General features: G+C 69.2%; 11 protein-coding genes. 9 read left to right on the top strand and 2 right to left on the bottom strand.

All coding sequences use genetic code 11. The annotated features are described in order from the left end of the window. Nucleotides 1-17: 17 nt before the first annotated feature. Nucleotides 18-554 carry an HNH endonuclease gene (locus OG568_RS32720; RefSeq protein ID WP_067370302.1) on the bottom strand — a complete coding sequence of 179 codons (537 nt, stop codon included), beginning with the start codon at nt 552-554 and terminating at the stop codon, nt 18-20. A 258-nt stretch (nt 555-812) separates the two neighbouring features. Between OG568_RS32720 and OG568_RS32715 the strand changes: the two genes are divergently transcribed. Together OG568_RS32715 and OG568_RS32710 are read left to right on the top strand one after the other, a co-directional pair. Then, nucleotides 813-1,937, top strand: coding sequence for a mechanosensitive ion channel domain-containing protein (locus OG568_RS32715; RefSeq protein ID WP_329536524.1), 1,125 nt, complete (start codon nt 813-815; stop codon nt 1,935-1,937). A 221-nt stretch (nt 1,938-2,158) separates the two neighbouring features. Then, entirely contained in the window at nt 2,159-2,779 is a 621-nt protein-coding gene (locus tag OG568_RS32710) for a Uma2 family endonuclease (RefSeq protein ID WP_329534143.1), read from the top strand. A 50-nt stretch (nt 2,780-2,829) separates the two neighbouring features. On the opposite strand, the gene OG568_RS32705 is transcribed toward OG568_RS32710, so the two are convergent. Next, nucleotides 2,830-3,405 carry a hypothetical protein gene (locus tag OG568_RS32705; protein ID WP_329534142.1) on the bottom strand — a complete coding sequence of 192 codons (576 nt, stop codon included), beginning with the start codon at nt 3,403-3,405 and terminating at the stop codon, nt 2,830-2,832. A gap of 349 nt (nt 3,406-3,754) precedes the next feature. On the opposite strand from OG568_RS32705, the gene OG568_RS32700 reads away from it, so the two are divergent. The 7 genes from OG568_RS32700 (at nt 3,755) to OG568_RS32670 (ending at nt 11,685) form a co-directional block, all read left to right on the top strand. Beyond that, entirely contained in the window at nt 3,755-4,591 is an 837-nt protein-coding gene (locus tag OG568_RS32700) for a hypothetical protein (protein ID WP_329534141.1), read from the top strand. 294 nt (nt 4,592-4,885) lie between these two features. After that, a complete protein-coding gene (locus tag OG568_RS32695) occupies nt 4,886-6,097 on the top strand; it encodes an ROK family transcriptional regulator (protein ID WP_266650763.1) in 1,212 nt (403 codons plus the stop codon). Between the two features lie 117 nt (nt 6,098-6,214). Then, nucleotides 6,215-7,552, top strand: coding sequence for an ABC transporter substrate-binding protein (locus tag OG568_RS32690; RefSeq protein ID WP_329534140.1), 1,338 nt, complete (start codon nt 6,215-6,217; stop codon nt 7,550-7,552). A gap of 9 nt (nt 7,553-7,561) precedes the next feature. Continuing rightward, a complete protein-coding gene (locus OG568_RS32685) occupies nt 7,562-8,503 on the top strand; it encodes a carbohydrate ABC transporter permease (RefSeq protein WP_266624762.1) in 942 nt (313 codons plus the stop codon). 5 nt (nt 8,504-8,508) lie between these two features. Continuing rightward, nucleotides 8,509-9,402: a carbohydrate ABC transporter permease gene (locus OG568_RS32680; RefSeq protein WP_266413886.1), complete on the top strand. Its 894-nt coding sequence runs from the start codon at nt 8,509-8,511 to the stop codon at nt 9,400-9,402. A gap of 7 nt (nt 9,403-9,409) precedes the next feature. Further along, a complete protein-coding gene (locus OG568_RS32675; protein ID WP_329534139.1) occupies nt 9,410-10,675 on the top strand; it encodes a 6-phospho-beta-glucosidase in 1,266 nt (421 codons plus the stop codon). Further along, nucleotides 10,672-11,685 (top strand): N-acetylglucosamine kinase, encoded by a 1,014-nt coding sequence (locus OG568_RS32670; RefSeq protein ID WP_329534138.1) that lies wholly within the window; start codon nt 10,672-10,674, stop codon nt 11,683-11,685. Before OG568_RS32675 ends, OG568_RS32670 begins: the two co-directional genes overlap by 4 nt. Nucleotides 11,686-12,022 lie beyond the last annotated feature (337 nt).

Genomic DNA, 12,022 nt, shown 5'->3' with positions numbered 1-12,022 from the left:
CACAAAGGCCCGGATCGTCAGGCGGAAATGCCGTCGATCCGGGCCATCGCATCCTCCGCGCCGTACGGCTGCAGGTACGGCAGCCAGCGCGGGTCCCTATGCCCCGTTCCGATGATGCGCCAGGCCAGCCCCGTCGGCGGGGCGGGTTTATGGCGCAGGCGCCAGCCGATCTCGACCAGGTGACGGTCGGCCTTGGTGTGATTGCAGCGGCGGCATGACGCCACCACGTTGTCCCAGGCGTGCTGACCCCCGCGGGAGCGCGGGATGACGTGGTCGACGCTGGTTGCGACGCCACCGCAGTACATGCACCGGCCGCCGTCGCGGGCGAACAGAGCTCGCCTGGTCAGCGGAACGGGCCCCCGGTAAGGGACCCGCACGAACCTCTTCAGCCGGACCACGCTGGGTGCGGGGACAGTAACGGTTGCACTGTGCATAAAGGCGCCGGATTCCTCGAGGCAGATGGCCTTGTTCTCGAGGACGAGGACGAGCGCGCGGCGGAGCGGTACGACGCCGAGTGGCTCGTACGACGCGTTGAGGACCAGGACATGCGGCACGGATGCCTCCTTGTACGCCGGCGGCGCGTGGCTCGCGCCGGGACGATCTGCAGTCAGTCTCCCCTCTTGCCTGGTGGAAGCGCCACCATGTCCCGGTAACGGGCTGGGAGTGTTTTCGACCACACCCTCTTTCATCCCCAGGTGAGTACGGTCTCTCCCCCGAACATTGCAACGAGCCTCGCGCGTTGCCCCGTTAGTGTGGTGGTTCTGCCCGCCGCTGCCCTCACTTGTCCCCGAGCCGCGGGCGGACCGCTACGCCTGGAGGTACCTGCCGTGTTCTTGACCGCCCTGTCGGCCTTGGGGTCCACCCCGTCGCCGTCCCCCTCGGCGACGACGGACCCGACGACCGCCACGCTTCAGGACGCCCAGCAGAGCGCGACCAACGCCGCCAGCTGGGTCGAGCAGAACTGGTCCACGTGGCTGGCGATCGGTCTGCGCGTCCTGTTGATCCTGGTGATCGCGGGGGTGCTGAGAGTGGTGGTGCGGCGGTCGATCACCAAGCTCATCGACCGCATGACCCGCACGGTCCAGGCGGTCGACGGCACGGCCCTGGGCGGCCTGCTGGTGAACGTCGAGCGCCGCCGGCAGCGCTCGCAGGCCATCGGCTCGGTGCTCCGCTCGGTGGCGTCCTTCCTGATCATGGGCACCGCCGCGCTGATGATCCTGGGCACGTTCCAGATCAACCTGGCCCCGCTGCTGGCCTCCGCCGGTGTCGCGGGTGTGGCGATCGGTTTCGGCGCCCGCAACCTGGTCACGGACTTCCTCTCGGGCGTCTTCATGATCCTGGAGGACCAGTACGGCGTCGGCGACACGATCGACGCGGGCGTCGCCTCCGGTGAGGTCATAGAGGTGGGCCTGCGCGTCACCAAGCTGCGCGGCGACAACGGCGAGATCTGGTACGTCCGCAACGGCGAGGTCAAGCGCATCGGCAACCTCTCCCAGGGCTGGGCCACAGCCGGCGTCGACGTCACGGTCCGCGCGAACGAGGACCTGGACAAGGTGAAGCGCACCCTCGACGAGGTCGCCGAGGCGATGACCAAGGAAGAGCCCTGGAACGAGCGCCTCTGGGGCCCGATCGAGGTCCTCGGCCTCGACAGCGTCCTGCTCGACTCGATGGTCGTCCGCGTCTCGGCCAAGACGATGCCCGGCAAGGCGATGAGCGTCGAACGTGAACTGCGCTGGCGCATCAAGCGCGCCTTCGACGCCGCGGACATCCGTATCGTCGGCGGCCCCACGGCACTTCCCGAGGAGGAGCCCGTCGACCCGACGTCCGCGGTGGCGGCCCCGTCGGCCCTGGGGAACCCGGCCTCCCCCCAGTCGGAGGCGACCGCCCCCATCCCGGCCCCCGCATCGATCCCGGCCCCGTCGAGCGCGCCGAAGTAGGCCCCGACCGTACGAGAAGGCGAAAGGGGGCGGCACCCGGGTGTTCCGGGCGCCGCCCCCTCGCCTGTACGTCGCCTTGGCCGCCGTAACGGTTCAGCACGCTCGTTCGGGTGAACGCTCACGGAATCGCCAGGCAACAGGGCGTGCGGTCGGCCCATCGTTCTGCCGGGGCACCCGGCACGGGCGTAGCCTGGCATCAGCGTGACGAGGGAGAGCCATCGATGAGCGCCGAACCCATCATGGAGCCGGTCATGAACCCGCTGCAGGACCCCATCGATCTGTTGATCGCGTTCGAACAGGCGTCCACGGCGCCCATTCGACCCGAGTACGTCGAGGGGACGGTCATCGTGCCGCCGCAGCCGAACCACAAGCACAACAATGGAGCTTTCAAGCTCGCCGTTCAGTTCGACTCAGCCGGGCACCTGGTCGGCATGGGAAACGGCTACCGGGCCGCCCACAAGGACGGCACGACCATGTCTCTGCTCATCCCAGACTTCTATGTCCTACGCCGAGAGCCGACCGAGCTCGACGACTCGTACCTCAAAGCCCACAAGGGCTGGTACCCCATCGACATGATCGCGCTCGTCGGCGAGGTCACCTCCACCAACCACGAGACGGACACCGGCCCCAAGCTGCGCACCTACGCCGCCGCGGGCGTCCCCGTCTACGTCCTGATCAACCGCAACGCCAAGACGGCCCACTGCTACACCGACCCGGTCCTGCCCGGCGACGACCCCACGGAGGCGTACTACGACTCCGAGACCAAGGTCGACCTGGGCGATCCGCTCCCGCTCCCCGCCCCGTACCCGATCCTTGAGACGGCTCCGTTCCTGGAGGGCTGAGGCAGCTCACGACGGCGTAGGACACACCGGACGCCGCGCACCACGACGGCTCATCCACGGGCGGTCGCGGACTTCAGCCCGGTGGCCTCGGCTATCTGACACACCGCCGCGAACGAGGACCCCTTGCCCAGTCCGGCCACTCCCAGGAGCCCCTCACCGTCCCGGACGTCGAGGACGGCCTCTCCCGAGGGCGCGTCGAAGGACATCGATCCCCAGACGGACTGCTTCCCCCGCCCGGGACGCCACCGGAAGTGGATCTCCTCGTGGCCCTTCTCGGCGACGAGGAACGCCCGCTCCGACGCCGCCAGTTCCTCGCGGACCCGCTCCTGCCACCCGTCCGAGACCGGCGCCGGGCGCAGTGCATGTGTCTGCCGGTCGTCCAGCGCCTCGACGGAGAGCGCGATGCCGGCCGCACCGGCCCGCCGCCACAGCGACCACACCCCGAGGGCCGCCACCGCGAGCGTGAGGATCCCCCACACCAGAGGGGCGAAGACCACTTCCCCGCTCACGGAATCCCAGGTGAAACCGTCGTTCACAAGGTCGATGAGCATCATGGTGAGCGCCAGCGACACGCACTTGGCCACGGCCGCGCGCCAGCACGCCATGAGCAGCTTCACGAGCCTCATGACGCCGCCGCCCCGCCTCGCTCCAAACGGTTCAGTCTCATGCGGCCGGATCCTATGAACAAGAACCTGTGAAGGTGACCGGATATCGACCCCGCCACCATCCCCCTCCGACGTCGCATTACCGCCCTCGGCGACATAGATCACCTCAAAGCTTCGCACCCCCTCCCACCTGCACATCTGTCGATCGTGACGAAGCCGTGACGCGCCTGCGGGGGCGCCCTCGAAATTAATCCCTTTCACAGACCCCCCGCATTTCGGCCACATCCGGCGGCCGTCTACTGTCGCCCCAACAGCGGGCCCTTGTTCTGGAGCTCCACGCCCAGGGGCCCGCTTCGAATGTGGGGAATCCATGCGCAAGTTCGCCATCGGCGCCGCCGTTTCCGGTGCCCTGGCCCTGTCCGCCCTGGCCGTGCCGTCCGCATCGGCCGCCACGCCGGACCTCGCCTTCTCCAACGTGGTGGTCAACAACGGCAAGGCGATCGTTGTCGGCACCACCAGCACGGTGAAGGTCCCGATCACGTACACCCTGACCCACCCGGCCGACCTCGTCATCGACAACAAGACGAACATCGCGGGCATCGCGCTCTACCGCGGTTCGTCGCTCTCGAAGATGCAGAACGAGATGGAGCCGGACGACATACCGAGCTGCACCACGGCCTCCACGACCGCCACCACGGTCACGAACTCCTGCACCGAGGTCATCGCCATCGAGCCGCGGGGCTACCTCTACAGCGCGTCGGACGCCGGTACCTGGAAGGTGGCCGGCTTCTACGGCCACTCCACCTCGACCACCGACGACTCCGGCGACCACCTCAGTTTCGAGTACGGCTACGACCTGTGGGGCGGCCTCGGCACCACACAGGTCAAGCGCGCCGCCAAGCTCACCACCGACGCGACCCCCGAGCCGGTGAAGAAGGGTCAGACCCTCACCGTCAAGGGCGCGCTGACCCGCGCCGACTGGGAGACCACCAAGTACTCCGGCTACACGGGCCAGCCGGTCGTCCTCCAGTTCAAGGCCAAGAACGCCACCGCCTACAAGACGGTCAAGACCGTGACCTCCGCCGCCAAGGGCGCCCTGACCACCACGGTCAAGGCCTCGGCGGACGGCTCCTTCCGCTACCGGTTCGCGGGTACGGCCACCACGGGCGCCGCGACGGCCACGGGCGACTACGTCGACGTGAAGTAACCGAGGACGGTACCTCACCCGGCTCACCCCAAGTCGCCCCCGCCGCGGACGGATTCGTCCGCGGCGGGGGCGACTTCGTGCGTCCGGGGCAGGCCCGGGGCGAGGTGCGGACCTCCGGCCCAGGTAACGACTCTGTTGCCTCGGGGGTGGTTTCTCTTGACGCCCCCGAGGCCCGCGGCCTACCGTCCTCCCACCAATAGGAAACCTTCCTAACAATGATCTTGCAGTGGACTTCCCCGCGGCCACCCTGGGAAGCTGAGCGACTGGGCAGTTGAAAGGCAGGTGTCGACAAACATGGCAGGATCCGCCGGTACGCCGGGCACCCCGCGCGTCCTGCGCGCCATGAACGACCGCGCCGCCCTCGATCTGCTGCTCGCGCACGGACCGCTCTCACGGACCAGGATCGGGAAGCTGACCGGGCTGTCCAAGCCCACCGCCTCCCAGCTCCTCGCCCGGCTGGAGGCCGCCGGACTCGTGCTGGCCACCGGCACGAGCGAGGGCCGGCCGGGTCCCAACGCCCAGCTGTACGCCGTCAATCCGAGGGCCGCCCACGCGGCGGGCCTGGACGTCACCCCCGCGCGCATCCTCGCCGCCGTCGCCGATGTCACCGGCCGCACCGTGGGCGAGTACGAGCTGCCCACCCCGGGCCGGCACCCCGCGCACCCCGTCGTACGCCAGGTCACCGACGCCCTCGACGGCGCGGTGAAGGCGGCGGGGCTCGCCCGCGGCGACGTCCACCGGCTCGTCATCGGCACACCCGGCGCCTTCGACCCCAACACCGGCCGCCTGCGGTACGCCTCCCACCTGCCCGGCTGGCACTCCCCCAGCATCCTCGACGAGCTCGCGGCCACGCTGCCGATGCCCGTCGAGTACGAGAACGACGTCAACCTGGTGGCCATCGCCGAGCAGCGGCTCGGGGCGGCGCGGGGACACGAGGACTTCGTGCTGCTGTGGAACGAGGGCGGCCTCGGCGCCGCCCTCGTCCTCGGCGGGCGACTGCACCGCGGCTGGACCGGCGGCGCGGGCGAGGTCGGCTTCCTGCCCGTGCCCGGGGCACCCCTCGTACGCCAGGTGACCAAGGCCAACAGCGGTGGCTACCAGGAGCTGGCGGGCTCCCAGGCCATCCCCAAGCTCGCCCGCGAGCTGGGCATCCAGCCGGTGCCGGCCGGGCCCTACGCCGAGGTCGCCGCCGCCCTCGTCGAACAGGCCGCCCGTATCAACGAGGGGCCGCACCTGCGGCTCCTGGAGACGTACGCGACCGGTCTCGCCACCGGTCTCGCCTCACTCGTCTCCGTGCTCGACCCCGAACTCGTCGTGCTCAGCGGCGCCTCGCTCACCGCCGGCGGCGAACCGCTGCGCGTCCTGGTGCAGGCCGAGCTGGAGGAGCTGGCCGCCTCCAGGCCGCGCCTCGTGGTCGGCGACGTACACGAACACCCCGTGCTGCGCGGCGCGTTGGAGAGCGCGCTGGCGGCCACCCGCGACGAGGTCTTCGACACCTCCCGCTGAGTCCCGCCCGCCACCGAGTCCGACCCGCCACCGAGCCCACCCCTCGACCGACTCCCCCGCTCCGCGAACCGTCCCGCGAACACCACCACCCCTGCCCTGCCCTAGGGAGATCCCACCATGCCCGGAATATCCAGGAAAGTCGCCACTGCTCTCGCCGCTTCCGCCTCGCTCGCCCTCCTCACCACCGCCTGTACCGGCCAGTCGTCCTCGGGCGCGAGCGACGACGCCTCCAAGGACACGACGATCAACTTCTGGCACGCCTGGAGCGCGCCCGGCGAGATCGCGGGCGTGAAGGCCCTGGTCGCGGGTTTCGAGAAGACGCACCCCAACATCCACGTCAACATCGTCGCCAACATGACCGACGACAAGATCAACCAGGCCCTGCGCTCCGGCGGCGACAAGGCTCCCGACGTGATCTCTTCCTTCACCACCAACAACGTGGGCAAGTTCTGCTCCTCCGGCGCGCTCGTCGATCTCAACCCCTTCTTCAAGAAGGCGAAGATCGACCCGGCGACGACCTTCCCGAAGGCGATGAACGAGTACACCCAGTTCGACGGCAACCGCTGCACGGTGCCGCTGCTCGGTGACGCGTACGGGCTCTACTACAACAAGAACGCGTTCGAGAAGGCCGGGATCTCCAGCCCCCCGAAGACCTGGTCCGAATTCGAGGCGGACGCCAAGAAGCTCACCGTCTCCAAGGGCGACTCCTACTCCCAGCTCGGCTTCATGCCGACCTACCACGGCTGGGAGACCACCACCGAGCACTACTTCGGCCAGTTCTCCCCGACCTACTTCGACAGCAGCGGCAAGTCGACCCTCGCCAAGGACCCCGCCTTCACCGCCGGATTCACCCTCCAGAAGAAGCTCGTCGACGAACTCGGCGGCTACCAGAAGCTGGAGAAGTACCGCTCCAAGCTCGGTGACGAATGGGGCCCCAAACACCCCTTCCACACCGGCCAGGTCGCCATGCAGCTGGACGGCGAATGGCGGCTCGGCATGGCCGAGGACGCCAAGCCGGACTTCGAGATCGGCGTCGCCCCGCTGCCCGTTCCCGACGACCAGGCAGCCCAGTACGGCAAGGGGTACATCACCGGCACCATCGCGGGCATCGCGGCCACCAGCAAGAAGCAGAACGCGGCCTGGGAACTGGTCAAATACATGACCACGGACACGGACGCGGTGGTCGGTTTCGCCAACGCCATCCACAATGTGCCCTCGACGCTGGCCGCGCTCAAGTCGCCGAAGCTGAAGTACGACCCGCGCTTCAAGACGTTCCTGGACATCGCGTCGAACCCGAACTCGACGACGACTCCCGCGTCCATCAACGGCGGCACCTACCTCGTGACGATCCAGCAGTTCGGATACGACTACGAGAGCGGCAAGGTGAAGGATCTGAAGGCGGGTCTGCAGACGACCGCCGCGCAGATCGACACGGACATCGCGCAGGCGAAGTAACCCACGACCATGAGCACCGTCACTCTGGCTTCGAAGCGGCGCCGATCGGCGCTGCGCACCCTCGCCTTCATGTCGCCGTGGCTGATCGGCTTCGCGGTCTTCTTCGCCTATCCGCTGATCTCGACCGTCTATTTCTCGTTCATGCACTACGACGGCTTCAAACCGCCGACGTGGAGCGGGACGAAGAACTGGACCTACGTCTTCGAGCACTACCCGCTGTTCTGGCCCGCGCTGCGCAACACCCTGTGGCTGGTGCTGGTCATGGTCAGCCTGCGGGTCGTCTTCGGACTCGGCGTGGGCCTGCTGATCACGAAGATAAGGACGGGCACGGGCGTCTTCCGCACCCTCTTCTATCTCCCCTACCTCGCCCCGCCCGTCGCCGCGACGATGGCCTTCGCCTTCCTCCTCAACCCCGGTACGGGACCGGTCAACTCGATCCTGGAGAAGGTCGGCATCCCGGCCCCCGGCTGGTTCAACGACCCCACCTGGTCCAAGCCGGCCCTCACCCTGCTCGCCCTGTGGGGCATCGGTGACCTGATGGTCATCTTCATGGCCGCGCTGCTCGACGTACCGACGGAGCAGTACGAGGCGGCGGAGCTGGACGGCGCCTCGGCGTGGCAGCGGTTCCGGTTCGTCACGCTGCCGAACATCTCGCCGATCGTGATGTTCGCCGTGGTCACCGGCGTGATCCAGACCATGCAGTACTACACCCAGCCGCTCATCGCCGGGAAGGTCGCGTCGGGCGTCATCCAGGGCGCCGGTACGCAGTTCGAGCCCGGCTACCCCGACAAGTCGACGCTCACCCTGCCGCAGCTCGTCTACAACCTCGGCTTCCAGCGCTTCGACTACGGCTCCGCCTGTGTGGTCGCGCTCGTGCTGTTCGCCCTGTCCATGGTGTTCACCGCGTTCCTGATGCGGCGCCGGGGCGGTCTCATCCAGGCAGGTGACTGAAACCCATGACACAAGTACTCGACAAGCCCGTGGAGTTGCGGGCCCCGGTCTCGCCCGCCGAGCGCACCGCCCGCCGCAAGGCCCTCCTGGAGTGGGTCGCGATCCACGCCCTCGGCGTCGCCGCCGCCCTCTTCTTCGTCCTGCCCTTCGTCTTCGTCCTCCTGACCTCCCTGATGAGCGACTCGCAGGCACTCAGCCGCGATCTGATCCCGCACACCTGGGAGTGGGGCAACTACAAGAAGGTCTTCGACACCCCCGGCTTCCTCACCTGGTGGAAGAACACCCTGCTGTACGCCGGTGCCGGCACCGCCCTGACGGTCGTGTCGTCGATCCCGGTCGCCTACGCCCTCGCCAAGTTCCGCTTCCGGGGCCGGAACCTGTCACTGATGCTGGTCATCTCGATGATGATGCTGCCGCCGCAGGTCGTCATCATCCCGATGTACCTCTTCTGGGCGAAACAGCTGGACCTGTCCGGCACGCTGTGGCCGCTGATCATCCCGATGGCCTTCGGCGACGCGTTCTCCATCTTCCTGCTCCGCCAGTTCCTGATGACCATCCCGAACGAGTACCTCGACGCGGCGAAGGTCGACGGCTGCGGGGACCTGAGGACCCTGCTGAAGGTCGTCCTGCCGATGGCGAAGCCGGGCATCGCCGCCGTGGCCCTCTTCCAGTTCTTCTACGCCTGGAACGACTACTTCGGCCCGCAGATCTACGCCTCCGAGAACCCCGGCGCCTGGACCCTCTCCTACGGCCTGGAGTCGTTCAAGGGCGCGCACCACACCGACTGGAACCTCACCATGGCCGCGACCGTGCTGGTCATGACCCCCGTGATCCTCGTGTTCTTCTTCGCACAGAAGGCATTCGTCGAGGGCGTCACGCTCACCGGAGTGAAGGGTTGACACACACATGAAACTCACCGTGGTCGGCGGAGGGTCGACCTACACCCCCGAACTCATCGACGGCTTCGCCCGGCTGCGGGACACCCTGCCCGTCGAGGAGCTGGTCCTCGTCGACCCCGCCGCCGACCGCCTCGAGCTGGTGGGCGGCCTGGCGCGACGCATCTTCGCCAAGCAGGAGCACCCCGGCCGGATCGTCACGACCTCCGACCTGGACGCGGGCGTCGAAGGCGCCGACGCGGTCCTGCTCCAGCTGCGCGTCGGCGGCCAGGCGGCTCGTCAGCAGGACGAGACCTGGCCGCTGGAGTGCGGCTGCATCGGCCAGGAGACGACGGGCGCGGGCGGCCTGGCGAAGGCCCTTCGTACGGTCCCGGTCGTCCTGGACATCGCCGAGCGCGTCCGCCGCGCCAACCCCGCCGCCTGGATCATCGACTTCACCAACCCGGTCGGGATCGTGACGCGCGCGCTGCTCCAGGCGGGCCACAGGGCGGTCGGGCTGTGCAACGTGGCGATCGGCTTCCAGCGGAAGTTCGCCGGAATGCTCGGGGTCGCCCCCGTGGACATCCATCTGGACCACGTGGGCCTCAACCACCTCAGCTGGGAGACCGGGGTGCGCCTCGGCGGCCCCGAGGGCGAGAACGTCCTGCCGAAGCTGCTGGCCGAGCACGGCGACACGATCGCCGACGACCTGCGCCTGCCCCGCACCCTCGTGGACCGCCTGGGCGTGGTCCCCTCCTACTACCTGCGCTACTTCTACGCGCACGACGAGGTCGTACGAGAGCTGCGGACGAAACCGTCACGGGCGGCGGAGGTCGCCGCGATGGAGCGGGAGTTGCTGAAGATGTACGGCGATCCGGCGCTCGACGAGAAGCCGGAGCTGCTCGCCAAGCGGGGCGGCGCCTACTACTCCGAGGCGGCCGTCGACCTCGCCGCCGCGCTGCTCGGCGGGGGAGGCAGCCCCTACCAGGTGGTCAACACCTACAACAAGGGCACCTTGCCCTTCCTCCCGGACGACGCCGTGATCGAGGTGCAGGCGGCCGTCGGTCCGCACGGCCCGACACCCCTGCCGGTCCCACCGGTCGACCCCCTGTACGCGGGGCTGACGGCCGCCGTGACGTCCTACGAGGACCTGGCCCTGGAAGCCGCCCTGCGCGGCGGTCGCGACCGGGTCTTCCGGGCCCTCCTCGCCCACCCCCTCATCGGCCAGTACGAGTACGCCGACGCCCTCACCGACCAACTGATCGCGCACAACCGGGAGCACCTCGCGTGGGCATGACGTCATCCGGACCCGGCGCCAAGGCGGCCGCCGGATCCGACCCCGCGGGCATGGTCCTGGCCATCGACGCGGGGAACAGCAAGACCGACGTCGCGGTCGTGTCCATGGACGGGCGGGTGGTCGGGGCCGCGCGCGGCGGAGGGTTCCGGCCGCCGGTGGTCGGGGTCGCCGTGGCCGTGGACGCCGTGGGCGAGGCCGTCGCCCGGGCCTTCGCCGAGGCGGGCGTCGACTCCGTGGCCCATGTCTCGGCCTGCCTCGCCAACGCCGATCTCCCCGTGGAGGAGGAGCAGTTGGCGGCCGCGCTGCACGCGCGCGCGTGGGGCACGAGCGTGGAGGTGCGCAACGACACGTTCGCGATCCTGCGCGCCGGGGTGGCGGAGCCGCGCGGGGTCGCCGTCGTGTGCGGCGCCGGCATCAACTGCGTCGGCATGCGCCCCGACGGCCGCACCGCCCGCTTCCCGGCGCTCGGGCGGATCTCCGGGGACTGGGGCGGGGGTTGGGGCCTGGCGGAGGAGGCTCTGTGGCACGCGGCCCGTGCGGAGGACGGCCGGGGCGGCCCCACGGCCCTCTCCCACTCCCTCCCCGCGCACTTCGGTCTGCCGTCCATGTACGCCCTGATCGAGGCGCTGCACCTGGAGCACCTCGAGCACGACCGCCGGCATGAACTGACTCCGGTGCTGTTCGCCACGGCGGCGGAGGGTGACGAGATCGCTCGCGCTCTCGTGGACCGGCTCGCGGACGAGGTCGTCGCGATGGCCACGGTCGCCTTGACCCGCCTCGACCTCCTCGCCGAGGAGACCCCCGTCCTGCTGGGCGGCGGGGTCCTTGCCGCCCGCCATCCCCAGCTCGACGACCGGATCCGCGAACTCCTGTCGGCCCAGGCCCCCAAGGCGGTCCCCCAGGTGGTCTCGTCCCGCCCCGTACTGGGCGCCGCCCTCCTGGGCCTGGACCACCTCCACGCCCCCGCCGAGGTCCACACCCGCGTACGGGCCTTCTACGAGGGGGGTTGAGGGGCTTCGCCCCAGGCTTTTAGGGGCGCGGGGCTGTGACATCTGCGGCTCCGCCGCGTGGGCGCGACCAGCCCCCACCCACCCGCACCCGAAAAGCGCACCCCTCGCACACACCCCAATACCGGCACATTCGAAAGGGAACCGAACACACACCGGCGGCGTATTCATGGTCAGGGGGGTGGCGCGAAGCGCCGAGATCGCGCTGCCGTCCGAACGGGCCACCACTGTACGAAGGGTGGGCTGCAATCCGAACAAGATCCAGTCAAGGCCTGTGCGGATGTCAGCCCCGGCGGCGATACTTGCGGCCGTGCACCTCTCTTCGTGCTCCCGCGTACGC

It is taken from the genome of Streptomyces sp. NBC_01450, assembly GCF_036227505.1.
Taxonomy (GTDB): Bacteria; Actinomycetota; Actinomycetes; order Streptomycetales; family Streptomycetaceae; genus Streptomyces.
The sequence above is the reverse complement of the archived record's forward strand: the minus strand, read 5'-3'. Positions and strand labels throughout refer to the sequence as shown.

Excerpts from the sequence above, each read along its gene's own strand:
- OG568_RS32710 (WP_329534143.1), top strand. The coding sequence starts at position 2,159 with ATGAGCGCCGAACCCATCATGGAGCCGGTCATGAACCCGCTGCAGGAC.
- OG568_RS32705 (WP_329534142.1), bottom strand. The coding sequence starts at position 3,405 with ATGAGGCTCGTGAAGCTGCTCATGGCGTGCTGGCGCGCGGCCGTGGCC.
- OG568_RS32700 (WP_329534141.1), top strand. The coding sequence starts at position 3,755 with ATGCGCAAGTTCGCCATCGGCGCCGCCGTTTCCGGTGCCCTGGCCCTG.
- OG568_RS32695 (WP_266650763.1), top strand. The coding sequence starts at position 4,886 with ATGGCAGGATCCGCCGGTACGCCGGGCACCCCGCGCGTCCTGCGCGCC.
- OG568_RS32690 (WP_329534140.1), top strand. The coding sequence starts at position 6,215 with ATGCCCGGAATATCCAGGAAAGTCGCCACTGCTCTCGCCGCTTCCGCC.
- OG568_RS32685 (WP_266624762.1), top strand. The coding sequence starts at position 7,562 with ATGAGCACCGTCACTCTGGCTTCGAAGCGGCGCCGATCGGCGCTGCGC.
- OG568_RS32680 (WP_266413886.1), top strand. The coding sequence starts at position 8,509 with ATGACACAAGTACTCGACAAGCCCGTGGAGTTGCGGGCCCCGGTCTCG.
- OG568_RS32675 (WP_329534139.1), top strand. The coding sequence starts at position 9,410 with ATGAAACTCACCGTGGTCGGCGGAGGGTCGACCTACACCCCCGAACTC.
- OG568_RS32670 (WP_329534138.1), top strand. The coding sequence starts at position 10,672 with ATGACGTCATCCGGACCCGGCGCCAAGGCGGCCGCCGGATCCGACCCC.